This window comes from Pseudarthrobacter sp. Pseusp20 (assembly GCF_059492155.1).
Genome location: NZ_CP168521.1, coordinates 1952485 through 1976470 on the forward strand (window position 1 = coordinate 1952485; position 23986 = coordinate 1976470).

The following is a 23986-nucleotide window of genomic DNA, read 5'->3' on the forward strand; positions in this document are numbered from 1 at the left end:
CCGCAATCCGGTCACCCGCGACACCGTCCGCAGCCGCGGGATGCCTTGGGTGCCGGATCTTCCTACTTCAGGAACTTCGAAGTCCTGCGGTCGGCCAGGATCTTGCCTTTGGTCTGGCAGGTGGGGCAGTACTGAAGGGCAGTGTCCGCGAATGAGACTTCCCGTACCGTGTCGCCGCAGACGGGGCAGGGCTGTCCGGTCCGGGCGTGAACCCGCATGTGGCTGCGTTTGACGTCCTTGAGGTCCTTGGGCGGCTTGCCGGCTGCTTCGGCCAGTGCCTCGCCCAGCACGCTGTGGATGGCGTCGTACAGCACCTGCACCGTCTCCCGGTCCAGGGATTTGGCGATGGCGAACGGAGAGACCCGGGCGGCATGGAGGATCTCGTCGCTGTAAGCGTTGCCGATGCCGGCGATCACGCTTTGGCTGCGCAGCAGTCCCTTGATCTGCTGCGAACTGCCGGCCAGGATCGCAGCCAGCATGTCGGCGTCGAACGCCTCGGTAAACGGATCCGGGCCCAACGTGGCGATGCCCGGCACGTCCTGCGGATCCCGCACGACGTAGACGGCCAGGCTTTTCTTGGTGCCCGCTTCCGTCAGGTCCAGCCCGCGCGGCCCGTCGGGACCGGAGAAAGCAGCCCGCACTGCGATGAGGCCCTTGCCCATCCTGAGCTGGCTGTCGGCGGGGGAGTCCGTGAAGCGCACCCAGCCCGCGCGCGCCAAATGGAACACCAGGGAAATGCCGTCCGTGTCAATGCTGATGAACTTTCCGAACCGGCGGACGCCGGACACGGTGCGGCCCTCGATGGCGTTGAACGGCGGATCGGCCGTCTTGAGCACGGCAAACGAGACAATCTGCAGTTTCGCTACAACGCAGCCCCGCAGCTGTTCATCAAGGAACGCGGCCAGACCGGCGACTTCAGGCAGTTCCGGCATGGCCTACCTTTCCTGTCCCCGGCATGCTGAACCGGTGCTTGCACTCATGGGTCCCATCTTGTCAGAAACGCCCGCGCCGGCCCCGGCAGTTATGCCTATACTTTCAGCGGCGGCCCGTTTTACGGGCCCCTTTTGACATTGGCGCGTACCCCGATGAAAGGCCACCCATGAGCAACATTCCCGAAGACCTGTCCTACACCGCCGAACACGAGTGGGTCACGGCCCCGAATGCCGACGGCGTGGTCCGCGTGGGAATCACCGACTTTGCCCAGGACGCCCTTGGAGATGTCGTCTACGCCCAGATGCCCGAAGTCGGCACGAAGATTACGGCGAACGAAGTGGTGGGCGAGGTCGAGTCCACCAAGAGCGTGAGCGACATCTACGCACCCGTTTCCGGCGAAGTGGTGGCCCGGAACGACTCCCTGGACAGCGATTCGGCCCTCATCAACACCGATCCCTACGGTGACGGCTGGCTCATCGAGGTCAAACTCGCCGAACCGGATGCAGTTGAGTCCCTGCTCAGTGCATCCGAGTACGAACAACAGGTAGGCTAAAGCTAACCGGTAATTCCGGTCCGGCCCCGCGCCGCAGGCAAAGCGTCTTCGCACGTCAGCCCCCGGATCGGGAGCCGGCGCCGGACCTGCTGGCAGGGCCGGAGAGCAAACGTTGGCTGCAGGTTTGCGCCTGCAGCGTCACAGAGGAGGAATCCATGGCTGGCCACAGACACAACCCTGCCGATGGGGATTACGGCACGGGTGCGGCTAAGGCGTCGGAGACCACCTCGATCCATCTGACCCCCATCACCGATGAACCCACCATCGCGCCCAGGCTGTCCTCGGAAGAGCGCAACTCGGTGGAAGCCCTGCCCGCCGGTTCCGCGCTCCTCGTGGCCCACAGCGGGCCGAATGCCGGCGCCCGGTTCCTGCTGGATTCGGACGTGACCACCGCGGGGCGCCACCCGGACGCGGACATCTTCCTGGACGATGTCACGGTTTCGCGCCGCCATGTCGAATTCCGGCGCACGGCACGCAGCTTCGAAGTCGTGGACATGAACAGCCTCAACGGCACCTACGTCAACCACGACCGCGTGGACCGCGTTGAGCTGAGGTCCGGCAGCGAAGTCCAGATCGGCAAATTCCGCCTCACCTTCTACCTGAGCCCTGCCACGGCTGCAGGCCGCAGCTGACCCGGGGACCGCTGCCTGTGGCAATGGCACAACCGGAACGCCGGGGCCCCCAGGTCCTGAACATTGGCGAAGTTCTCGCCCAGCTGAGCGCCGACTTCCCTGGCATGACCGCGTCGAAGATCCGGTTCCTTGAGGAAAAGGGACTGATCAACCCACGCCGCACCCCTGCCGGCTACCGCCAGTATTCCGACGGTGACGTGGAGCGGCTGCGCTTCGTACTGGCCCTGCAGCGGGACCAGTACCTGCCCCTGAAAGTCATCAAGGACTACCTTGACGCCATTGACAGGGGGGAACGGCCGGAGAACCTGCCTCCCGGCGTCGTGGTTTCCCCGCGCATAGTCTCCGACGAGCTGGCCGCCGAACTTCAGAACCGCGGCCGGAAACTGAGCGAGGAACAGCTCCGCACCGAATCCGGCGCCAGCGTGCCCCTGCTGCAGTCGCTCCTGAGCTTCGGCCTCATCAGCCACAGCAACGGCCAGTTCGACGAACATGCCCTCCAGGTGGCCCGCGCGTGCGTCCAGCTGGAAAGCCACGGGCTGGAACCAAGGCACCTGCGGCCTTTCCAGGCCGCGGCCGAACGGGAATTCGGCCTGGTGGAACGCGCTGTGGCGCCGCTTGCCTCGCGCAAGGACTCTGCATCACAGGCGCGCGCGGCAGAGGCGGCCCGCGAGATCAGCGATCTTTGCCTCACCCTGCACCGGGCCCTGGTGCAGGACCACATCTCACGCATGGACATCTGATGATTGAAGTCGAGATTGTAGGCGTTCGCATCGAACTGCCTTCAAACCAGCCGCTGGTCCTGCTCAAGGAGATGCACGGCGAACGCCACGTCCCCATTTGGATCGGCACTCCGGAAGCCAGCGCCATCGCCCTTGCCCAGCAGGGTGTGGTCCCACCCCGGCCCATGACCCATGATCTCCTGGTGGACGTCGTGGAGTCCCTGGGCCACTCAGTGGTCAGTGTCAACATCGTCGCGGTGGAGGACAACATCTTCTACGGGCAGCTGCAGTTCGAAAATGGGACCACGGTGAGCTCGCGGGCGTCTGATGCCCTTGCGGTGGCGCTCCGCGCCAAGTGCCGGATCTGGTGCGCCGACTCCGTGATGGATGAGGCCGGCGTCCGCATCACTGAGCACGACGAAGGCGAGGATACAGAGCCCGGCCCCACCGTGGATGAGGAGCGCGAACTGCGCCGCTTCCGTGAGTTCCTTGACGATGTGGAACCTGAGGATTTCGACGGCTAAGGTCACGTTAAGGTTAAAGTTAAGCCTGAAAGTTTCGACACGCCTCTTCCAACCCCCGAAGGTCTTTGACCTCGGGACCTGCCGGGCCTAACGTCGAAGTATCAAGTTCCCTTGCTTACGGCAGCCGCGCAAGTCACACTGGAAAGTGCGCCCCGCGGAATAATTACACGCATGGTCTTCATGCCAAGGCTTGCCGTTACAAGTTCCCGGGAGCGTACGACAAGGAGGATCCAGGTGAGTCCCAAAGGCGAAGCAGGCGGGCTAAAACAGCCCACGGCTGGTGTTGCTGTGCCCGTGAGCGGTGCCCAGGGCCTCCTGTTCACCGAGGACCTTCCCGTACTGGACGAGGACGCCGGCTACCGCGGTCCTACGGCCTGCAAGGCAGCCGGCATTACTTACCGCCAGCTCGATTACTGGGCCCGGACGGGCCTGGTTGAGCCGGCCGTCCGCGGCGCGGCAGGATCCGGCTCCCAGCGGTTGTACGGGTTCAGGGACATCCTGGTGCTCAAGGTGGTCAAGCGGCTCCTCGACACCGGCGTTTCCCTTCAGCAGATCCGCACCGCCGTTGAACACCTCCGGGAACGCGGCGTCGAGGACCTGGCCCAGATCACGCTCATGAGCGACGGCGCCAGTGTCTACGAGTGCACGTCCGCGGACGAAGTCATTGATTTGGTGCAGGGCGGCCAAGGCGTTTTCGGCATTGCCGTGGGACGCGTCTGGCGCGAGGTGGAAGGCAGCCTCGCGTCCCTGCCCAGCGAGCATGCCGCCGAGCAGTCCTTTCCGGACGATGAACTGAGCAAGCGGCGCGCCGCCCGGAAGATCAGCTGACCGGTTCTTACACATAAACAATCAGGGCGGCCCTCCAGTTGGAGGGCCGCCCTGATTGTTTAAGACGTGAGGTCCTAGCGGGCGCGGCTGCGCAGGCCCTTGCCGGACGCCATCAGGGTGGACAGCAGTTCGTCGAACAATCCGGCCGCGGACTTGGCTGAATCCCCGGGCCAGTGGTGGACGGGGTGCGCCGCGCCCTGGATCTGCTGCCAGTTGGCCTGTTCGGGAATCCGCGGGCTCAGCAGGAGTTCGCCGAACATGGACTCCATCTCCGCCAGGCGGTAGGTGTGCTCGGAAGAGCCGCTGCGGACGCGGTTGGCCACGATGCCCGCCGGTGACAGATTGGGCGCAAACTCCTGCTTGAACAGCTGGATGGCCCGCATGGTGCGTTCCGTACCGGCAACCGAGAACAGGCCAGGTTCGGCAACCAGGGCGACCTTGTCGCTGGCAGCCCACGCCATGCGCGTCAGGCCGTTGAGCGACGGCGGGCAATCGATGAGGACAAGCTGGTACTCTTCCGTGCCGGCGAGCACGGCGGAAAGCCTGCGGAGGTCCCGGCGGCCAAGGTCCGGCCGGTCGTAGATTCCGGTGTAGGCAGAGCCGACGGCGACATCCAGGACAGCGGGCCCGGCGCCGTTGAAGGGGGTGCGGTCAGCCCAGCTGCTGCGCACCACGTTCCCGGCCAGTTTCGCCCTTCGTGGGCTCTTCAGCATCCGGCCGATATCCAACTGCTCGCCCGGCTGAACGCCGAGGGCCGTGGTGGCGTCGGCGTGCGGATCCAGGTCCACCACCAGCGTGCGGACTCCGGCGGCAAGCGCCGCAGACGCCAATCCTGTGGTGACGGAAGTCTTGCCGACTCCACCCTTGAGGCTGCTGATGCTGACTACTTGCACTTGAGAGACCAAAACCTAACGCCGGATGCCGTGTTGGGGGTAATGTTTGCCTCGGCAGAGCCGAAGCCGGACGGTCCTGCCGCCCTACTCATCATATGTTGATGCGTCGGCGAATCCTGCTTTACCGGGCGTCGGCATGGCACCGACTGTGCTGCCGGGGCGGTTTCCGCCAGCCAGGCTGAAAGCGATCGGGACATGACGGGAAAATCTGTGACTGTTGCCACAAAGATTTGTGTTTGTCCTTGTAGGTCCTAGACACTGTGACCACTCATCGATCCACCCCGCAATGATGCAGGAGAAGCATGTTTTCCAAAATTCTGGTGGCCAACCGCGGTGAAATCGCGATCAGGGCCTTCCGCGCCGGCTACGAGCTGGGCGCCAAGACCGTTGCCGTTTTTCCCCAAGAGGACCGAAACTCGATCCACCGCCAGAAAGCGGACGAGGCGTACCTGATTGGCGAGGAAGGCCACCCCGTCCGGGCATACCTCGACGTCGCAGAAGTGGTACGGGTGGCCAAGGAGTCCGGCGCGGACGCCATCTACCCGGGCTACGGCTTCCTGTCGGAAAACCCGGACCTGGCGCGTGCGGCCAAGGAAGCCGGCATCACCTTCGTGGGTCCGCCCGCCGAGGTGCTGGAGCTTGCGGGCAACAAAGTTGCCGCACTGAAGGCGGCCCGCGAGGCGGGCGTGCCGGTCCTGAAGTCCAGCGAGCCGTCGAAGGACCTGGACGAGCTCCTGGCCGCGGCCGATGAGATCGGATTCCCCATCTTCGCCAAGGCTGTGGCAGGCGGCGGCGGCCGCGGCATGCGCCGGGTGGATACCCGCGAGGCCCTGCCCGAGGCCTTGAAATCGGCCATGCGCGAAGCGGACGCGGCGTTCGGTGACCCCACCATGTTCCTGGAGCAGGCTGTCCTGCGCCCGCGGCACATCGAGGTGCAGATCCTCGCGGACGCCGAAGGCAACGTCATGCACCTTTTCGAGCGCGACTGTTCCATCCAGCGGCGGCACCAGAAGGTCATCGAGATCGCTCCGGCCCCCAACCTGGATGAAGGCATCCGCCAGGCCCTTTACCGCGATGCGGTGAAGTTCGCCAAGGCCTTGAACTACGTCAACGCCGGTACCGTCGAGTTCCTGGTGGACACCGAGGGCGAGCGGGCAGGCCAGCACGTCTTCATCGAAATGAACCCGCGCATCCAGGTGGAGCACACGGTCACCGAGGAAGTCACGGACGTGGACCTGGTCCAGGCCCAGATGCGGATCGCCTCCGGCGAGACCCTCGCCGACCTTGGCCTGTCACAGGACTCCGTCAAGCTGCGCGGCGCAGCACTGCAGAGCCGCATCACCACGGAAGATCCCGCCAACGGTTTCCGGCCCGACGTCGGAAAGATCACCGGTTACCGCTCGGCCGGCGGTGCCGGCGTGCGGCTGGACGGCGGCACGGTCTACTCCGGCGCCGAAATCAGCCCCCACTTTGATTCCATGCTGGTCAAGCTCACCTGCCGCGGCCGGGACTACCCGGCAGCAGTGGCCCGGGCCCGCCGTGCCCTGGCCGAATTCCGCATCCGCGGTGTCTCCACGAACATCCCCTTCCTCCAGGCAGTGCTGGACGACCCCGACTTCATCGCCGGGGATGTGGCCACGAACTTCATTGACCAGCGCCCGGAATTGCTCAAGGCCCGCGTTTCGGCAGACCGCGGCACGAAGCTCCTCACCTGGCTGGCCGACGTCACCGTCAACAAGCCCAACGGTGAATTGACCGTGCACTCCAATCCCGCCCAGAAGCTGCCTGACGTCAAAGGCATAACGGCACCACCGGGTTCGCGCCAGAAACTCCTCGAGCTGGGGCCGGAAGGCTTCGCGAAGGCGCTGCGGGAGCAGAACGCCGTGGCCGTCACCGACACCACCTTCCGGGATGCGCACCAGTCCCTGCTGGCCACGCGCGTCCGCACCCGGGACCTCGTTGCCGCCGGTCCCGCCGTCACGGCACTCCTTCCGCAGCTGCTGTCGGTAGAGGCATGGGGTGGAGCAACCTACGACGTAGCGCTGCGCTTCCTGGGGGAGGACCCCTGGGACCGGCTCGCTGCCCTGCGCGCCGCCATGCCGAACGTCTGCATCCAAATGCTGCTGCGCGGCCGGAACACCGTTGGCTACACACCGTACCCGGAGGAGGTCACCGAGGCGTTCGTCAACGAGGCGGCCGCCACCGGCATCGACATTTTCCGCATTTTCGACGCCCTGAACGACGTCAGCCAGATGGCACCCGCCATCCGTGCCGTGCGCGCCACCGGCACCGCCGTCGCCGAGGTGGCTCTCTGCTACACGGGCGACATGCTGGACCCGGAGGAGAAGCTCTACACGCTGGACTACTACCTCCAGCTGGCCCAGAAGATCGTCGACGCCGGAGCCCACATCCTGGCGATCAAGGATATGGCCGGCCTGCTCCGTCCCGCAGCTGCCGCCAGGCTCGTGGCTGCCCTCCGCGAACGGTTCGACCTGCCGGTCCACCTGCACACGCACGACACCGCCGGTGGCCAGCTGGCCACGCTGCTGGCCGCCGTCGACGCGGGTGTGGATGCCGTGGACGTGGCTTCCGCATCCCTGGCCGGCACCACGAGCCAGCCCTCGGCGTCGGCCCTTGTCGCCGCCCTTGCCCACACTCCACGGGACACCGGCATCAGCCTGGACGCCGTCAGCTCGCTCGAGCCGTACTGGGAGGCCGTCCGCCGCGTGTACGCACCGTTCGAGTCGGGCCTGCCCGGCCCCACCGGCCGCGTGTACAAGCACGAGATCCCGGGCGGCCAGCTGTCCAACCTGCGCCAGCAGGCCATGGCGCTGGGGCTGGGGGAGCGGTTCGAAGCCATCGAGGACATGTACACCGCCGCCGACCGCATCCTGGGGCACCTGGTCAAGGTGACGCCGTCGTCTAAGGTAGTGGGCGACCTCGCCCTGCACCTGGTGGGCCTGAACGCCGATCCCGCTGATTTTGAGGCGAATCCGCAGAATTACGACATTCCGGACTCCGTGATCGGCTTCCTGTCCGGCGAGCTCGGTGATCCTCCCGGAGGCTGGCCGGAGCCCTTCCGCACCAAGGCCCTCCAGGGCCGCAGCGTGAAAGTCCGCGACGTGGAACTCAGCGCCGAGGACAGCGCCGCACTGAAGTCTGATTCCAAGACCCGCCAGCGCACGCTGAACCGGCTGCTCTTCGACGGTCCCACCAAGGATTACCTGAAGAGCGTGGAGACCTACGGCAACATCTCCGTGCTGGATACCCGCGACTACCTTTACGGGCTGCAGCGCGGCACCGAGCACGAGATCCAGCTGGAGCGCGGTGTCCGGCTGATTGCTTCCCTGGAGGCGGTCTCGGAGCCGGACGAGAAGGGCATGCGCACCGTCATGTGCACCCTCAACGGCCAGTCCCGCCCGGTCATGGTGCGCGACCGGTCGGTGGTCAGCAACGTCAAGGCCGCCGAGAAGGCCGATCCCGGCCAGCCCGGGCAGGTGGCCGCACCGTTCGCAGGTGCCGTTACCGTCACGGTCAAGCCCGGCGATTCCGTCAACGCGGGTGACACGGTGGCAACCATCGAGGCCATGAAGATGGAGGCGTCCATCACGACGCCGGTGGGCGGCAAGGTTTCCCGCCTGGCCATCTCAGCGGTGGAGCAGGTCCAGGGCGGGGACCTGCTGCTGGTCATCGAACAGTAGGGTAAGGCTGCACAACAAAGGAAGGGTCCTTCACAAGGTGAAGGACCCTTCCTTTGTTGTGGGACGTCAGGAACGCGGCGCGGAGTACATCTCCTCGATGACGGTTTCGAAGTCCTTCATCACCTGCGCCCGCTTCACCTTCATGGAGGGGGTCAGGTGCCCGGAGGCTTCGGTGAAGTCTGCCGGGACGATGCGGAAGGACTTGATGGCCTCGGCCTGGGAAACCGAGGTGTTTGCCGCGGTAATCAGGTCCTGCACTGCTGCCTTCACTACCGGGTTGCCCGCCGCCTGCTCAAGGGTGGTGTCCGCCGGAAGGCCGTGGCGCTGGAGCCACCCTGGAAGCGCTTCCTGGTCGAGGGTCACCAGGGCCCCGATGAACGGCCTATTGTCACCCACCACCAGGACCTGCGACACCAGGGCGTCGGCACGGATCTGGTCTTCGAGCAACGCGGGGATGACGTTCTTGCCGCCCGCGGTGACGATGATCTCCTTCTTGCGGCCGGTGATCCAGACGAAGCCTTCATCGTCCAGCCGGCCGATGTCACCGGTGTGGAACCAGCCATCGGTGAACGCCTCTGCTGTGAGGTCGTCCCGCCGGTAGTAGCCCCGCATCACGCAGACCCCCTTGGCCAGGATCTCGCCGTCGTCGGCAATCTTCACGGCGTTTCCCGGGAGGGGCTTGCCCACCGAACCGATCTTGATCCGGGACGGGGTGTTGACCGTGATGGGGGCGGTGGTCTCGGTGAGGCCATAGCCCTCCAGCACCTGCATCCCGATGCCCTGGAAGAAGTGTCCCAGCCGCTCGCCAAGCGGGCCGCCGCCGGACACCGCGTGGGCAACGTGTCCGCCCATCGCCGCCCGCAGCTTGCCGTACACCAGTTTGTCGAACAGTGCGTGCCGCAGCTTCAGGCCCAGCCCCACGTGTCCGTCCTGGCGGGCTTTGGAAAACGCGATGGCAGTTTCGGCGGCGCGGTGGAAGATGGCGCCCTTGCCGCCGTCCTCCGCCTTGGTCAGCGCGGAGTTGTAGACCTTTTCAAAGACCCTGGGCACCGCAAGGATGAATGTCGGCTCGTAGCTTTGCAGGTCGGCCAGGAGGTTCTTGATGTCCGGAGTGTGGGCCACGGTGGTACCGGCCGCCATGGCCAGCACCGAAATGAAGCGGGCAAACACATGGGCCAGCGGGAGGAACATGATGGTCTTGGCGTTCTCGTGGACGATTTCACCGATGATGGCCAGTGCGTTGTCGGACAGCTCCACAAAGTTGCCATGCGTGAGTTCGCAGCCTTTGGGACGCCCTGTGGTGCCCGACGTGTAAATGATCGTGGCAATGTCGTGGAGGCCGGCTGCACTGCGTCGTGACTCCAGCTCTTCATCGCTGACGTCGCGGCCTGCCTCGCGAAGGCTGTCGAGGCCTTGGCCCTCGAGTTGCCACACATGCTGCACTGCCGTGAGTCCTTCGGCGGTGACGGCCTGCCGGATGACGTTTTCGTGATGGGCGGACTCGCCGAATGCCGCCACAGCGCCGGAATCGCCCAGGTTCCAGGCAACCTGGGAAGGGGACGAGGTTTCATAGATGGGCACCGACACAGCCCCGGCGAACCAGATGGAGAAGTCCACGAGTGCCCACTCGTAACGGGTGCGGGACATGATGCCAACGCGGTCGCCCGCCCCCACCCCACTGGCGATGAGCCCCTTGGCCAGCGCCTTCACGTCGGCGAGGAACTCGGTGGCGGACACGTCGCGCCACGAGCCTGCGGAGTCCAGGCGGGAAAACAGTGCCGGGTTGCTGGGCTTGGCTGCCTGCCGCAGCACCAGGTCGGTGATGTTGGTTTCCGGAGGGACAACAACCAGGGGCGGAACACTGAATTCGCGCACTATAGCTCCTTTGATATCTGAAGTCCCGCGCAGGGGTTTGCCTAAAGACTAGTACCCCTGCCGGAACTGTGCAGTACACAAACCTACTGGCGAGTAACTTAGCCGTCAATGGGCGCTGGATGGGGGACTGTATGTCAAGACAATCCTTCCGCCCGCCTAGAATGGTGCACTATGTACGGACCGTCGTCCGGCGATCAGGCCGGCCCCCTCAAAAGACCAGCGCCCTGGCGCCGCCGTCCCGCCACGTACCGCGCCGGACAGTTGCACGGAAGTGTGGGCGGGCACCTTCGCCTTGGCCGCAAGGGGCTGGCCATCGGCATAGACATCGGGGGGACCAAGGTGGCCGCCGGGGTGGTGGACGCGGAAGGCAGGATCCTCAGTGAAGCGCGCCGGTCCACCCCGGGCACCGACCCACGGGCAGTGGAGCAGGTCATCGTGGAACTGGTGGAGGAACTCGGCCGGGGGCACCGCATCTGGTCCGTGGGCATCGGTGCTGCGGGGTGGATGGACCTGGCCGGTGGAACCGTGCTCTTCAGCCCGCACCTGGCCTGGCGCAACGAACCGCTGCGTGAGAACCTCCAGCGGCTCCTCCGCCGTCCGGTGTTGCTGACCAACGACGCCGACGCCGCGGCCTGGGCCGAATGGCGCTTTGGCGCCGGGCAGGGAGAGGACCGGCTGGTCTGCATCACGCTGGGCACCGGCATCGGGGGCGCCATGGTGATGGACGGCAGGGTGGAACGTGGCCGGTTCGGCGTGGCAGGGGAGTTCGGCCACCAGATCATCATGCCCGGAGGCCACCGCTGCGAATGCGGCAACCGCGGATGCTGGGAACAATACGCCTCCGGCAACGCCCTGGGCCGCGAAGCCAGGCTCCTGGCCCGGTCGAACTCGCCGGTGGCCCACGACCTGCTGGCAGCCGTGGGCGGACATCCCGAGGCCATCACCGGAGCCATCGTGACCGAACTGGCCCTGGCCGGCGATCCCGCCTCACGGGAGCTGATCGAGGAAGTTGGCGAATGGCTCGGCCTGGGGCTGGCCAACCTGGCGGCGGCGCTGGACCCGGGCCTCTTCGTTATCGGCGGCGGGCTCTGCTCGGCGGGCGACCTGCTGGTGGAGCCGGCCCGCAAAGCGTTCGCGCGGAACCTGACGGGCCGCGGATTCCGCCCGGCCGCAGGGATCGAGTTGGCGGCCCTGGGCCCCAACGCGGGCCTCATCGGCGCGGCCGACCTTTCGCGCGTCAGCAGCCGCGTCCGCAATTGACGACGGCGGCTGGTCCGGCGGTGGCCCAGGAGGAGCTGCGCTAGACCCTCGCGCCGTCGTCGTCGCCGTTCTTTTCTTCGGGCAGCTTCATGATCAGGTACACCGTCCCCAGCACGAACACGGCAACAATGCCGACGATGGCCAGCAGGGGCGCCGTGCGCCAGAACATTGCCGACAGCAGCAGCGCCACCGGTCCACCTACGGCGCCGAGCCAGGCCAGCATGGTCAGGGGATCGGTGCCGGCCAGGCTGGGCGGTTCCTCCGGCACGAACTCCTCGCCGTCGTCGTCCACCTCATAGTCCCGCGGTCCCTCCGGGGACCCGCTTGCCGTAGGACCGTCCGGCCCACCTGACGCCTGGCGCTGCGCCGCAGACGGTTCGGCCGGCGGCCTCCCGGCCAGGCCCAAGGGATCGAAGTCCCGGAAGGAGGACGGGCCAGGCGTTTCGGGCGCGGTAGGTCCACTTCCGGTGGGCGCAGTTTCATTGTGCCCGGTTCCATGGGGCACAGTTCCATTGGGCACAATCCCGGTGGGCGGTTGCTCCCCGGATACAGGAGTGTCGGGCCGAATGGCCACGGTGTCCGATTCGAGCCGCGCCACCAAGTCAAGCCATACGGCGTCGTCCTGGTTGGCACCCTGGTCCGGCTGCTCCGAATCAGGCCTGTTCACTGCGGACCTCCTGTCCCGGTCCGGCCGGGCTGGCGGGCCCGGATGCCAGCACCCGGCGGATAAAGTCCACCGACCCCTCGAAGATGCGGTCGGCGTCGTTGTCCAGCGTGGCCACGTGGTAGCTGTTCTCCAGCCGGACCACTTCCAGGGGCGCGTGTGCCAGGCCCCGCCGGAGGACATCCATGCTGGCATCGGACACCACGTGGTCCACAGCGGAACGGTACACCTGGACAGGTGCCGTGACCCGTGGGAGGAGCCGGACAGTGTCCTTGAACATTTTGTTGAGCTCATGGGCCGCGGCCACAGGGGTGCGGGCATACGCGCCCTCGTCCACACCTGCCTTGAGGATGTCATTGCCGATGGACGGGGTGCTTTTCAGCACCAGTTTGAGGAGCCCGGCCAGCGACGCCCGGGGATCGTCAATCACCAGGCCGGGGTTCACCAGGAGGACTCCGGCGACCGGCCGGGTGGCCGCGATGCGCAGGGCCAGGGCCCCGCCCATGCTAAGGCCCGCCGCGAAGACCTGGTCACACTCGGCGTCCAGTTCCAGGAAGGCGTCATCCAGGGCGCCGTGCCATTGCTGCCAGCGGGTTCGGGCAAGGTCCTGCCAACTGGTCCCGTGCCCCGGCAGCAGCGGCATCCGGACGGCGAAACCGGCCGCGGCGAAGGCCATGGCCCAGGCGCGCAGGCCATGGGGGCTCCCCGTGAAGCCGTGGGACAGGACGACTCCCGTGCGGGGCCCTTCGCCGCTGAAGGCACTGCTGAAGGGGCTGTGGTCCGGACCGGACGTCATGTCGTCTCCAAGGTGCTGGTGCGGCGGGCGTGGGCGGCGACGAATTCTGCCGACCGGGCGAAAATTACGGGCGCGTCAACGTCAAGAGTAGCCACATGTCCGCTGCTGGCAAGGTCCGTCACTTCCGCGAGGTGTCCGGCCAGCCCTTTGCGCAGCAGCGCCAGCGATGTTGGCGGAACAACGGCGTCAGTGCGCGACTTGAAGACCTGGACCGGGGCGTCCACCCGGGGCAGGCCGCGCACTGCCGCCCCGAACAGTTTCTTCAGCTCATGCACGGCAGCCAGCGGAGTCAGCGAATAGTCGCCGTCGTCCGTCGCGGGTGCCGTGGGTTGGTCCTCCTGAATGGGAACCGTGGTCCGCTGGAAGTATTTGAGGAGTCCTATGATCCGCACCCGCCGGTCGTAGAAGCTCAGCCCGGGGTTGACCACACTGACACCGGCCACGTGGTGGCGGGACGCCGCAAGCAGTGCAATGGCACCGCCCATGGACAGACCCGCGGCGAAGCAGGCATCGGTGCGCCCCGAGAGATCCAGGAGGGCCGTTTCGTAGCTGCGGTACCAGTCTTTCCAGCTTGTCCGTGCAAGCTGGCGCCAGTCCGTGCCGTGCCCCGGCAGCAGGGGGACGGATACGGCGTACCCCAGCTCCGCCAGGTGCTGCGCCCACGGCATGATGCTCAGCGGACTGCCCGTGAAGCCGTGGCATATGGCTATCCCGATGCGGGCATTGGCCCCGTGGCCTGGATAACTGAAAGCGGCCGGCCGGGTCGGGATGCTGCTTTCAGTCATGACTCCATCGTGTCACTGTTCCCGCCAAATCTCACTAGAGTAGGGTTGCATTGACTCGCTGGCCAGGCCCGACGCAGGGCCCGGGGGCTGCCTTCCGGAGAGGTTCACCACGTGTTCTATTGGGTTATGAAAAGGATCTTCCTCGGTCCGGTGATCAAGCTGCTGTTCCGGCCTTGGGTCAAGGGCCTGGACAATATTCCCGCGCAGGGGGCCGCCATCATCGCCTCCAACCACCTTTCATTCTCCGATTCCATCTTCATGCCACTCATGGTGCGGCGGCCCGTGGTCTTCCTGGCCAAGTCCGAGTACTTCACGGGCACCGGAATCAAGGGCAGGCTGACTGCCGCGTTCTTCCGCCTCACCAACCAGTTGCCCATGGACCGGTCCGGAGGCGCTGCCTCTGCCGCATCCCTGAATGCCGGGATGGAAGTACTCAACGCAGGCGGCCTGCTGGGCATTTACCCCGAGGGCACGCGCAGCCCCGACGGGCGGTTGTACCGCGGCAAGGTGGGCGTGGCCAGGCTGGCCCTGCAGGCCGGCGTCCCGGTGATTCCGGTTGCCATGATCGGCACTGACAAGGTCCAGCCCATCGGCAAACGGCTGCCCAACATCCGCCGGATCGGGATGATCTTCGGCGAACCGCTGGACTTCAGCCAGTACCGTGAGCAGGCAGAGGACAGGACGGTCCAGCGCAAGGTCACGGATGAGATCATGTCCCAGCTGATGAGGCTTTCCGGGCAGGAGTACGTGGACGAGTACGCCGCCGTGGTGAAGCTTCGGCTCGCCGGCAAGCCCGGAGAACCCGTGGCTGCAGCCGAACCGCTTGCCGCTCCGGTGGCCGCCGACAATGGTTTTGTCCCGGAGCCAGGCGCCGGAGGACCGTCCGTACCGCAGCCCGGTGCCCGCGACGACGCCGGGGACGACGCCGGAACATCGGCGACGGGGTAGCCGGACCTTCCACGGGGCGCGCCGCAGTTGTGACGGCGGCGGCGGTCAGCGTGACGGCCAGGTGCCCGGTGGTGCCGCCCTGCCGTTAGTCTTAGAGGGTGACTGAGCTATCTGCAAAACCCGCCTTTTCGCTGTCCAGCACCGCCCAGAGCGGAGCGGCAAACTATCCCGGACTGGACCACTGGCGGGACCTTCCCATTTCCCAGCAGCCCAGTTGGCAGGACCGGGATGTATTTGAGGCTTCGGTGAAGGAACTCTCCGTCCTGCCGCCGCTGGTGTTCGCCGGCGAAGTGGACGTGCTGCGCGAGCGCCTGGCTGCTGCCGCCCAAGGCAAGGCGTTCCTGCTGCAGGGCGGTGATTGCGCCGAGACATTCGAGGCCGCCACGGCTGACAAGATCAGCGCCCGGGTCAAAACCATCCTCCAGATGGCCGTGGTGCTTACCTACGGCGCAGCAATGCCGGTTATCAAGATGGGCCGGATGGCCGGCCAGTTCGCCAAGCCCCGCTCCTCCAATGACGAAACCCGTAACGGAGTGACCCTGCCCGCCTACCGCGGCGACATCGTCAACGGCTATGACTTCACGCCCGAGTCACGCGGCCACGATGCGTCGAGGATGCTGCGTGCCTACCACACTTCCGCATCCACGCTGAACCTCATCCGGGCCTTCACCCAGGGCGGCTTCGCGGACCTGCGCTCCGTGCACCAGTGGAACAAGGGCTTCACCGAGAACCCGGCCCACGCCCGCTATGAGTCGCTGGCCCGCGACATCGACCGGGCCATCAAGTTCATGGCGTCCTGCGGCGCCGATTTCGAAGCACTTAAGCGGGTTGAGTTCTTCGCAAGCCACGAGGCCCTGCTGCTCGACTACGAACGCGCCCTCACCCGCATCGACTCCCGCACCGGCTTCCCGTACGACACTTCGGCCCACTTCCTCTGGATCGGGGAGCGCACCCGCGAGCTGGACCACGCCCACGTCGACTTCCTTTCACGGGTGCGCAACCCGATCGGCGTCAAGCTCGGGCCGTCCACTACCGGTGATGACGCCCTCCGCCTGATCGACAAGCTGGATCCGGACCGCGAACCCGGCCGGCTCACCTTCATTACCCGTATGGGCGCCGGCAACATTCGCGAAAAACTGCCGGCCGTCGTCGAAAAGGTCACCGCCTCCGGCGCGCAGGTCCTGTGGGTGACGGACCCCATGCATGGCAACACCGTCACGTCGCCCAACGGTTACAAGACGCGCAATTTCGACGACGTCATTGACGAGGTGCGCGGTTTCTTCGAGGTGCACCACGGGCTGGGGACGGTACCGGGCGGCCTGCACGTCGAGATGACCGGCGATGACGTCGCGGAGTGCCTGGGTGGCGCGGACCCGATCGACCAGGAGGCCTTCCTGGACCGCTACGAGTCCGTCTGCGATCCCCGCCTGAACCACATGCAGTCCCTTGAGATGGCGTTCCTGGTGGCCGGCGCCCTCGCCAAGCACTAGGACCAGGGCAGTAAAAGGGTGGGCCGGCACTGCCGGCCCACCCTTTTTCATTGAAAGACAGGGGGCTACACCACGGTGATGGTGATGACTGAGCCCTCCGGAACTTCCCGGTTCACCGGCGACTGGTCCCTCACCGTGCCGAAGAAGCCGCCCAAAATGTTGTTCACCCGGACCTGGAAGCCGAGTGCTTCCAGCGCCTTGCGCGCTTCAGTTGCCTGCTTGCCGATGTAGCTCGGCACCGCCACCATCCTGGGGCCCTTGGAAATGGTCAGGGTAACAGTGCCACCCCGGGTCAGTGTCCCGTTGGCGGGGGACTGGCTGACGACGGCGCCCTCCGGGATGTTCCGGTCAAACACCGCCTCCGGGGCTACTTTGGCAGTGAGGCCTGCTGCCTTCAGTGCCGCCACGGCGTCGTCCCCGGATTTCCCGACCACCGAAGGGACGGCGATGGGCTGCGGGCCCTTGGAAACCACGATCGCAACGGGGGTGCCGTGGCGGGCAGGCGTGCCCGCGGCAGGGTCCTGCGACATGACGGTTCCAGCAGCCGCCTGTTCATCGAACTGTTCAGTGACAGTGCCCAGGGCCATGCCATCGGAGTTGAGGGAGGTCTTCGCCTCAGACAAGGTTCCGCCCGTGAGTTTCGGCAAGGGAAAAAGCTGGGGACCTTTTGAAACCAGCAGGGAAACCGGCTGGAACTTCCGGATCTCCGTCCCCGCGGCGGGGTCCGTGCCCACTACCAGCCCGGTGGGCACCTCGTCGTCGAAGACATCGCTCGTAGTGGAGCGGAAGCCCACTCCGCCCAGCAACTGCTGGGCTTGCGCCACAGTCTTGTTGGCGACCGCCGGTACGGCGGCCGCGGCGCCCGGACCCATTCCGAAAAACCAGCCGGCGCCCGTCGCCAGGAGTGCGGCGATGATGAGGACCAGGACCCAAAGGATGCCGCGGCGGCGGGGATTTCCCTCCCGAAGCGTGCGCACCGGCGTGGCAGCGGCAAGGGCGCGGAGTTTCCCGCTTTCCTTGTCCGCCCGGCGCTGGGCCCGCTTGCCCAGCCGCGGCGGCGGGGGAGACCATCCGCTGTCCGCATCGTCGTCGTCGGGCAATGCTAATCCGGGCCGTTGGTGATATGGCACCTGGGCGGCAGGGCCCGCCGATGCCGACGGGGCCGGTGCCTCCTGCCGGCCGGGCGGGTAGGCAGGGGCGGCGGGCCGGGCGGGAGGCATCAGCGTTGTGGGGTTGCTGCGCCGTGCCAGGACCTCGGTCTGGTGCTGGGACGCGGCGGCAGCGGCTGCAGGAGGCAGCAGGTCCAGTTCGGCATCAGTGAGGTTGGTCCGGATGTGGCGCAGTTCCTGCAGCAGGGCATTGCCGTCCACCGGCCGGTTTTCCGGATCATTGGCAGTACACCACTGCACCAGTTCGTCCACTTCCCCGGCCAGCCCCGGCACCAGGTCCGATGGCGGGCCCACGGTTCCGTTGACGTGCTGGTAGGCCACTTGGATGGGGACTTCGCCCTCGAACGGCTGCCTGCCGGTCAACATCTCATACAGCATGATGCCCACGGAGTAGACGTCGCTGCGGGCGTCTGCCGGCTTGCCCAGGACCAGTTCCGGGGAGATATAGGCCACCGTTCCGAGCAGGGCCCCGGTGCTGGTTGAACTGGTAACGGCACGGGCAAGTCCAAAGTCGCCTATTTTGATCCTGCCGTCATCGGCGATCAGGACGTTCTCGGGCTTGACGTCACGGTGGATAAAGCCGGCAGCGTGTGCCGCGCCCAGGCCCTCCACCACCGGATCGATCAGTGCCAGCGCCAGCCGGGGAGGCAGGGCACCCCTTTCCCTGAGAACGTCCCTCAGCGTGTGGCCCTTGATGTACTCCATTACGAGGTAGGCCGTGTTGCCGTCATTGCCCTGGTCAAGGACACCCACCACGTGCGGATGCGACAGCCGGGCGGCCGCCTTTGCCTCCCGGCCCAGCCGGTCCAGGAAGTTCCCGTCAGCAGCGAGGTGGGGGTGCAGCACCTTCAGCGCCACCTCACGGTCCAGCCTTTGGTCTATGGCCAGGTAGACGGTGGACATTCCGCCACGGGCAAGCCTGGAGGTGACTGCATAACGGTTGTCCACCAGGGTCCCTGCAACTGGGTCTGACACGTGTTCCTGCACCATACGATCCTAATCCCGCAGCAAAACGCGTCCGACACGAAAACGGGTCCGAACCGGTAACGGTTCGGACCCGCACTCAGGACTGGCCGGCGGCCCGCTCAGCCGAAGTTCTTCTGGTGCGCCTTGATGGCAGCGAGGTAGGCCTTGGTGTCGTCGTACATGCCGTACTTGCTCACCGAGTACTGGCCCTGGTAGTACCCGGCAATGGCGGTGTCCTGGTCCTTGCTGGTGGCCAGCAACTGCCGGATGATGGCGATGCCGGCTGTGGCATTGTCGTAGGGGTCCAACAGGTTCAGCTTCCGGCCCACCAGGTCTGAGGCCCACTGCCCGGAACTGGGAATGACCTGCATGGTGCCGATGGCGTTGGCCGGTGACACGGCGCGCTGGTTGAAACCGGATTCCTGGAAGGCGAAGGCGAGGGCCAGGGAAGGATCCACTCCCATCCGGCGTGCCGTATCGGCAACGATGTTCTTCATTTCATCCCGCGAGGGAACGGGGGAGGCGTTCAGCAGGGCCTTGTTTTCATTGGCCGAGCTGACCACGGCAGCCGGGTAGCTGAAGCCCAGGAAGGAGCTGGGCACCAGGGGCGCGGCAGCAGGCTGCGGGGCCGCAGCAGCCGGCTGCGGATCCGACTGGCCGGAGCCGCCGGGAATGGCCAGCTTGCTGCCAGGGTAGATGATGCTGGTCATGCCCAGCTTGTTCGCCGAGAGCAGGTCAGACAGCTTTACCCCGTGCCGGGATGCAATCGCCGACAGCGTGTCTCCGGCTTTGATCGTGTAGGAGCCGGTTGCCGGTGCTGAGGTGGCGGCCAGCGCAGGTGCGGCCGGGGCGGGGGCCGGGGCCGCTGCGGGAGCGGGCGTGGAATCGCCGCCACCCACCTTGATCTTCTGCCCCGGGTAGATGATGGAGCGCATGGAGAGATTGTTCCAGGTGAAGACGTCGGAAAGGGCCACGTTGTGCTTTGCTGCGATCGCACCGAGGGTGTCGCCCGGCTTCACCGTGTACGTTGCTCCACCAGCAGGGGCCGGAGCAGCCGGGGCAGCCGCAGGTGCGGGGGCCGCAGGTGCAGCCGAACCGGACAGCTTTAGTTTCTGCCCCGGGTAAATGATGGTGTTGGCCTGCAGGTTGTTCAGCTTGAGGATTTCGCCGGTATCCAAACCGAAGCGGCCGGCAATCGCGCTGACGGTGTCGCCGCGGGCAATCGTGTACTCCGCAGGTGCCGCCGGCTGTGCGGGCTGGAAGGCGGCCGGGATGGTGGTGGATACCACGGCGGCGGGAATCACCGTTCCGGCTGCCTTCGCTGCAGCCTGGGCCTTCATGGCTGCTGCGAGGCTGCTGGGGATGTTCCGTGCGGGCTGCTGTGCTGCGGCAGGTTGGGCGAGGGCCAAGGATGACAATACGACCGCTGGCAGCGCCGCTGTGGTGGCGGCAATCATCGGCAGACTCGGCTTGGGGGGCTGCTTTGGCGAGCGGGACGTCGTCATCGGAAGGAATCCTCTTCTCAACTGCGGGTGCGGACGCGGACGGGGATGCCGCTGTCAATCTTGATACTACTGTGACTCAAGTTATTAGTGTTACAAATGTTATGAGTGTGAATCTCTCATGAATTAGCGGATAGCACAAGAATTTTGGGATTCCCCGTAATGCCCTCTTTTCGGGAGTGTCCGCAGGCCAGGAGCGGAATGGAATGCTCCGACTAGGCGCGGGGGTGCGCAGCGTGGCAACCTTGATCCGTGAATAACGTAGAAAACCTGGTGGGCGAGTGGCTGCCACTGCCCGACGTCGCCCGTTTATTGGATGTCTCCATCACCAAGGTCCACAGCCTGATTGACGAACATGCCCTCGCTGCATTGCGCGTTGGGGAACGGAAGATCCGGTCGGTTCCAGCGGAATTCATCCAGGACGGCCAGGTAGTGGACAGCCTAAAGGGGACCATCGTGGTGCTGGCAGATGCCGGCTATTCGGACGAGGACCTTATTGGCTGGCTGTTCACCGCCGACGAATCCCTGCGCGGCCGCCCCATCGATGCCCTTCGGGAAGGGCGCAAGACCGAAATCAGGCGCAGGGCCCAGACTCTGGCCTGGTAGCTGCCGCTTTCAGGAGGCTCGGCTGACGGTAGCTTCAGCCAGCTTCCGAAGGGCGGTCTTGGGCAGCTCGTCCAACGGAAGCCCGTCAAGGGCATCGAATGCTGCCGCGCCGAATTCATTGATAAGGACTTCCGTGGCCTGCAGCGCGCCGGAATCCTCGATAATCCGTCGAATTTCGACGATGTCGGATTCGGACAGATCGGGCCTGCCCAGGCTGGCATCGATGAACGCGGACTCTTCCGGCGAAGCCTGGTCCAGGGCGAGGGCCACCAGAACGGTCCGCTTCCCTTCACGCAAATCATCGCCGGCCGGCTTGCCTGTGGTCAGCGGATCCCCGAACACGCCCAGGACGTCGTCGCGGAGCTGGAAGGCCTCGCCCAGCGGGAGGGCGAACGCTGAATAGCCGCGGAGCAGGTCATTGGACGCTCCGGCCAAAGCTCCGCCCAACGCCAAGGGGTGCTCGGTGGAGTACTTGGCACTCTTGAACCGAATGATCGATTGCGCCCTGCCAACGGCACCGGCGCGGTCCCGGACCGGTCCGGCCACTTCCTCCAGGATGTCCAGGTACTGTCCGGCCATGACCTCGGCGCGCATGAGGTTGAAGATGAGCCTGGCCCTGCTGCCCGACGCGGCCGGCTCGCCGATGTCGGTGAACGCCTCCTCGCTGAAGGACAGGCAAAGGTCGCCGGCAAGGATCGCTGCGGCCTGCCCAAACCGTTCGCTGTCCAGCGCCCAGCCCTGCGATGTGTGCAGCTGGCTGAAGCGGCGGTGCACGCTGGGACCGCCCCGCCGGGTGTCCGAACGGTCGATGATGTCGTCGTGGATCAGGGCGGCAGCCTGGAACAGCTCGAGGGCTGCGCCGGCCGTGACCACCTGGCCTGATCCGGCCTCGCCGCCTGCACCCCGCCATCCCCAGTAGCACATCAGGGCGCGGAGGCGTTTTCCGCCGGTCACCAAATTCGAGATGGAACCCATGATGGGCTCGATGTCCGGGGAAATGCCGGACATCACCGACTGGCGTGCGGTCAGGAAGCTGGTCAGCTCGCCGGCAACTCCTGCCACAAAATCAGCCTGTTCATTCCTCAACTGCTCCGCGGCCGTCACTTGGCTGACTCAGCTGCCACGTTGGCCCCGATGGTGAAAGTGGAAACACCGGCGGCTTCCACCACGGAGAGGTTCACGGTCTCGTTGTCACCGCGGACGAAATCCTTGGAAGCCACCGCGCCCACCTTGTCCCCGGGAACGGCCTTGAAGCCCTGGCCTTCCAAAGCCTTGGAATAAAAGTCCATCACGGAGGCAGTGGGCGCCGTGACAGTACCCACGAGGGCTGCAGTGGCGGGCGCTGAGGCCTTGTCAAAGCTGCTGGACACCACTGTTGCCCCCGGCATCAGGGGCAGGAGTTGCTGGGGGAAGCCCGCCACGACGGCGCCCACGGTTGCGGACGTGTTGGGCGACGCCGAGGGGCTGGGGGAGGCGGTCACAGTGGATTGGGTCGCGGCGACGGATGCGGACCGGGACGGCTCTGCCTGGCCGGACGGGGTCTGGCATGCCGCCAGGGTAAGTGCCCCGATGGCGGCAAGCGCGGCCAGGCCAGCTGGCTTGAAGTTTCCAATAGCCGTCACAGAGACTTTCCTCCTGGTGTTGTTGGCGGAACCAGCCTCCAGTTTAGCCAGCCTCCCCTGCCGCCCTGACAAACCTGCAGTCTCCGGTGAACCGATAGGATGGGATCCGTGGGGCCCGCAGGTACGAACCAGCCAACCGCCGCGCGCCCTCCGGGCCGCCGGCCCTCGTGCATCATGCACGTGGACATGGACGCTTTCTTTGTTTCAGTGGAACTCCGGACGCGCCCCGAGCTCCGGGGCAAGCCCGTCATTGTTGGCTTCCCCGGGGAACGCTCGGTGGTCCTCTCAGGGTCATACGAGGCCCGCGCCTTCGGTGTGAAGTCGGCGATGCCCATGGCCGTGGCCATGCGCATGTGTCCGCAGGCGGTGGTCATTGAACCCCGGCACAAGCTGTACTACGAGGTGTCCGGGCAACTGATGGCCATCTTCGAATCCATCACCGGGCTTGTGGAGCCGCTCAGCGTTGACGAGGCCTTCCTGGACGTCACGGGGGCGCTGCGGCGGCTGGGCCCGCCCAGGGGAATCGGCGAGCTCATCCGGCGGCGCGTGGCAGCGGAACTGGGCATTACTGCATCCGTGGGAATTGCGGAAACCAAGTTCGTGGCGAAGATCGCTTCAACCCGCTGCAAGCCCGACGGCCTGCTGCTCATCGGGCCGGACGAAACCGTGCCCTATCTTCACAGCCTTCCGGTGGGCGCCCTTTGGGGCGTCGGCGCCAAGACCGGAGAGGTGCTTGCCAAGATGGGAATCAGGACGGTGGCGGACGTGGCGGCGACGCCGGTGTCGTCCTTGAAGAAGGTACTGGGGGCAACGGGGGAGCACGTGCACCAGCTTGCCTGGGGCATCGATCGCCGTCCCGTTACCCCGGTGCGGCTGGAAAAGAGCATCGGCGCCGAAGAGACCTTCGCCGTGGACACCGCCGATGACGCCCTCCTTCGCCGGGAACTGCTGCGGCTCTCCCACCGCACCGCCGCGCGCCTGCGGAGCTCCGGAATGGTTGCCCGGACCGTGGCGCTGAAGCTGCGCTTCGCCGACTTTTCCACCATCACGCGCAGCAGGACAGTCCAGACTCCGGTGGACAGTGCCCAGCTGATCTACGCAGTGGTCATCCAGCTCCTGGAGTCGCTCGGGACCCGGGCCATGGCTGTGCGGCTGGTGGGAGTAAGGGCTGAGCAGCTGGAGGAAGCTGCAAGGACCTCGCTCCAGCTGAGCATCGACCGCAGGGATGACAACTGGCGGGCAGCCGAGCAGGCGCTGGACGAGGTGACGCGCAAATTCGGCAGCAAATCCGTCCTGCCGGCCCGCCTGATGGAGCACGAAAGCCGGCCGGGAGACAGTTCCCAGCGCCCCGCCTGAGTGCCCGCCGGAGGGGTCCGGCAAAGTCATTGCCGTCTTTCAGATCAGCCCTCAACAATCTATCCTTATAGATACATAGTTTTCGAGTGAATGGACTTACTGCCGGACCCTCTTGGACATGCTCCCGCTCCCGCGTACGCGTGCTGCGTTCCTGTTCTGGCCAC

At 65.9% G+C, this 23986-nt stretch carries 21 protein-coding genes; 11 read left to right on the forward strand and 10 right to left on the reverse strand.

The window, feature by feature from the left end:
• Positions 1-62 precede the first annotated feature (62 nt).
• A complete protein-coding gene (locus tag ACEN9K_RS09080) occupies positions 63-932 on the reverse strand; it encodes an Fpg/Nei family DNA glycosylase (protein ID WP_018771492.1) in 870 nt (289 codons plus the stop codon).
• Positions 933-1099: 167 nt separating this feature from the next.
• Here ACEN9K_RS09080 and gcvH point away from each other — a divergent pair, with 167 nt between their 5' ends.
• The 5 genes from gcvH to ACEN9K_RS09105 all read left to right on the forward strand — a co-directional run bounded on the left by gcvH (position 1100) and on the right by ACEN9K_RS09105 (position 4189).
• On the forward strand, positions 1100-1486 hold the full coding sequence (gcvH, locus tag ACEN9K_RS09085) for a glycine cleavage system protein GcvH (RefSeq protein ID WP_018763524.1): 387 nt from the start codon (positions 1100-1102) through the stop codon (positions 1484-1486).
• A gap of 155 nt (positions 1487-1641) precedes the next feature.
• A complete protein-coding gene (locus tag ACEN9K_RS09090) occupies positions 1642-2118 on the forward strand; it encodes an FHA domain-containing protein (protein WP_018771493.1) in 477 nt (158 codons plus the stop codon).
• A 23-nt stretch (positions 2119-2141) separates the two neighbouring features.
• Positions 2142-2858, forward strand: a complete 717-nt coding sequence (gene ftsR / locus ACEN9K_RS09095) for a transcriptional regulator FtsR (RefSeq protein WP_018763526.1) — start codon at positions 2142-2144, stop codon at positions 2856-2858.
• Positions 2858-3361 (forward strand): bifunctional nuclease family protein, encoded by a 504-nt coding sequence (locus ACEN9K_RS09100; RefSeq protein WP_018771495.1) that lies wholly within the window; start codon positions 2858-2860, stop codon positions 3359-3361. Before ftsR ends, ACEN9K_RS09100 begins: the two co-directional genes overlap by 1 nt.
• A gap of 234 nt (positions 3362-3595) precedes the next feature.
• Positions 3596-4189 carry a MerR family transcriptional regulator gene (locus ACEN9K_RS09105; protein ID WP_018763528.1) on the forward strand — a complete coding sequence of 198 codons (594 nt, stop codon included), beginning with the start codon at positions 3596-3598 and terminating at the stop codon, positions 4187-4189.
• A gap of 74 nt (positions 4190-4263) precedes the next feature.
• Here ACEN9K_RS09105 and ACEN9K_RS09110 read toward each other — a convergent pair whose 3' ends face one another.
• Complete coding sequence (locus ACEN9K_RS09110; RefSeq protein ID WP_495635568.1) at positions 4264-5082, reverse strand: ParA family protein; 819 nt, start codon at positions 5080-5082, stop codon at positions 4264-4266.
• 302 nt (positions 5083-5384) lie between these two features.
• On the opposite strand from ACEN9K_RS09110, the gene ACEN9K_RS09115 reads away from it, so the two are divergent.
• A complete protein-coding gene (locus ACEN9K_RS09115) occupies positions 5385-8783 on the forward strand; it encodes a pyruvate carboxylase (protein WP_495635569.1) in 3399 nt (1132 codons plus the stop codon).
• A gap of 66 nt (positions 8784-8849) precedes the next feature.
• On the opposite strand, the gene ACEN9K_RS09120 is transcribed toward ACEN9K_RS09115, so the two are convergent.
• A complete protein-coding gene (locus ACEN9K_RS09120) occupies positions 8850-10658 on the reverse strand; it encodes an AMP-dependent synthetase/ligase (protein WP_134164412.1) in 1809 nt (602 codons plus the stop codon).
• A gap of 171 nt (positions 10659-10829) precedes the next feature.
• Here ACEN9K_RS09120 and ACEN9K_RS09125 point away from each other — a divergent pair, with 171 nt between their 5' ends.
• Positions 10830-11918, forward strand: a complete 1089-nt coding sequence (locus tag ACEN9K_RS09125) for an ROK family glucokinase (RefSeq protein WP_026266105.1) — start codon at positions 10830-10832, stop codon at positions 11916-11918.
• A gap of 40 nt (positions 11919-11958) precedes the next feature.
• Here the strand turns inward: ACEN9K_RS09125 and ACEN9K_RS09130 are convergent, their stop codons facing one another.
• The 3 genes from ACEN9K_RS09130 to ACEN9K_RS09140 are packed head-to-tail and all read right to left on the reverse strand — an operon-like array spanning position 11959 to position 14163.
• Positions 11959-12585, reverse strand: a complete 627-nt coding sequence (locus tag ACEN9K_RS09130) for a hypothetical protein (RefSeq protein WP_134164411.1) — start codon at positions 12583-12585, stop codon at positions 11959-11961.
• A complete protein-coding gene (locus ACEN9K_RS09135; protein WP_018771501.1) occupies positions 12572-13378 on the reverse strand; it encodes an alpha/beta hydrolase in 807 nt (268 codons plus the stop codon). Before ACEN9K_RS09135 ends, ACEN9K_RS09130 begins: the two co-directional genes overlap by 14 nt.
• Positions 13375-14163 carry an alpha/beta hydrolase gene (locus ACEN9K_RS09140; RefSeq protein ID WP_495635570.1) on the reverse strand — a complete coding sequence of 263 codons (789 nt, stop codon included), beginning with the start codon at positions 14161-14163 and terminating at the stop codon, positions 13375-13377. Before ACEN9K_RS09140 ends, ACEN9K_RS09135 begins: the two co-directional genes overlap by 4 nt.
• Positions 14164-14274: 111 nt before the next feature.
• On the opposite strand from ACEN9K_RS09140, the gene ACEN9K_RS09145 reads away from it, so the two are divergent.
• Positions 14275-15111, forward strand: coding sequence for a lysophospholipid acyltransferase family protein (locus tag ACEN9K_RS09145; RefSeq protein ID WP_026266106.1), 837 nt, complete (start codon positions 14275-14277; stop codon positions 15109-15111).
• A 98-nt stretch (positions 15112-15209) separates the two neighbouring features.
• Positions 15210-16601 (forward strand): class II 3-deoxy-7-phosphoheptulonate synthase, encoded by a 1392-nt coding sequence (locus ACEN9K_RS09150; RefSeq protein ID WP_018771504.1) that lies wholly within the window; start codon positions 15210-15212, stop codon positions 16599-16601.
• 65 nt (positions 16602-16666) lie between these two features.
• Here the strand turns inward: ACEN9K_RS09150 and pknB are convergent, their stop codons facing one another.
• Positions 16667-18760, reverse strand: a complete 2094-nt coding sequence (gene pknB, locus ACEN9K_RS09155; RefSeq protein ID WP_488314785.1) for a Stk1 family PASTA domain-containing Ser/Thr kinase — start codon at positions 18758-18760, stop codon at positions 16667-16669.
• A gap of 95 nt (positions 18761-18855) precedes the next feature.
• A complete protein-coding gene (locus tag ACEN9K_RS09160; RefSeq protein WP_026266107.1) occupies positions 18856-20241 on the reverse strand; it encodes a lytic transglycosylase domain-containing protein in 1386 nt (461 codons plus the stop codon).
• Positions 20242-20490: 249 nt separating this feature from the next.
• On the opposite strand from ACEN9K_RS09160, the gene ACEN9K_RS09165 reads away from it, so the two are divergent.
• On the forward strand, positions 20491-20844 hold the full coding sequence (locus tag ACEN9K_RS09165) for an Rv2175c family DNA-binding protein (RefSeq protein WP_026266108.1): 354 nt from the start codon (positions 20491-20493) through the stop codon (positions 20842-20844).
• A gap of 9 nt (positions 20845-20853) precedes the next feature.
• Here the strand turns inward: ACEN9K_RS09165 and ACEN9K_RS09170 are convergent, their stop codons facing one another.
• Together ACEN9K_RS09170 and ACEN9K_RS09175 are read right to left on the reverse strand one after the other, a co-directional pair.
• Positions 20854-21948 carry a polyprenyl synthetase family protein gene (locus ACEN9K_RS09170; RefSeq protein ID WP_056389738.1) on the reverse strand — a complete coding sequence of 365 codons (1095 nt, stop codon included), beginning with the start codon at positions 21946-21948 and terminating at the stop codon, positions 20854-20856.
• The gene (locus ACEN9K_RS09175) at positions 21945-22466 is read right to left on the reverse strand and encodes a hypothetical protein (protein WP_018771509.1); all 522 of its coding nucleotides are present in this window, start codon (positions 22464-22466) and stop codon (positions 21945-21947) included. Before ACEN9K_RS09175 ends, ACEN9K_RS09170 begins: the two co-directional genes overlap by 4 nt.
• A 99-nt stretch (positions 22467-22565) precedes the next feature.
• Between ACEN9K_RS09175 and dinB the strand changes: the two genes are divergently transcribed.
• Positions 22566-23822 carry a DNA polymerase IV gene (gene dinB / locus ACEN9K_RS09180; protein WP_051081447.1) on the forward strand — a complete coding sequence of 419 codons (1257 nt, stop codon included), beginning with the start codon at positions 22566-22568 and terminating at the stop codon, positions 23820-23822.
• The last annotated feature ends 164 nt before the right edge of the window (positions 23823-23986 follow it).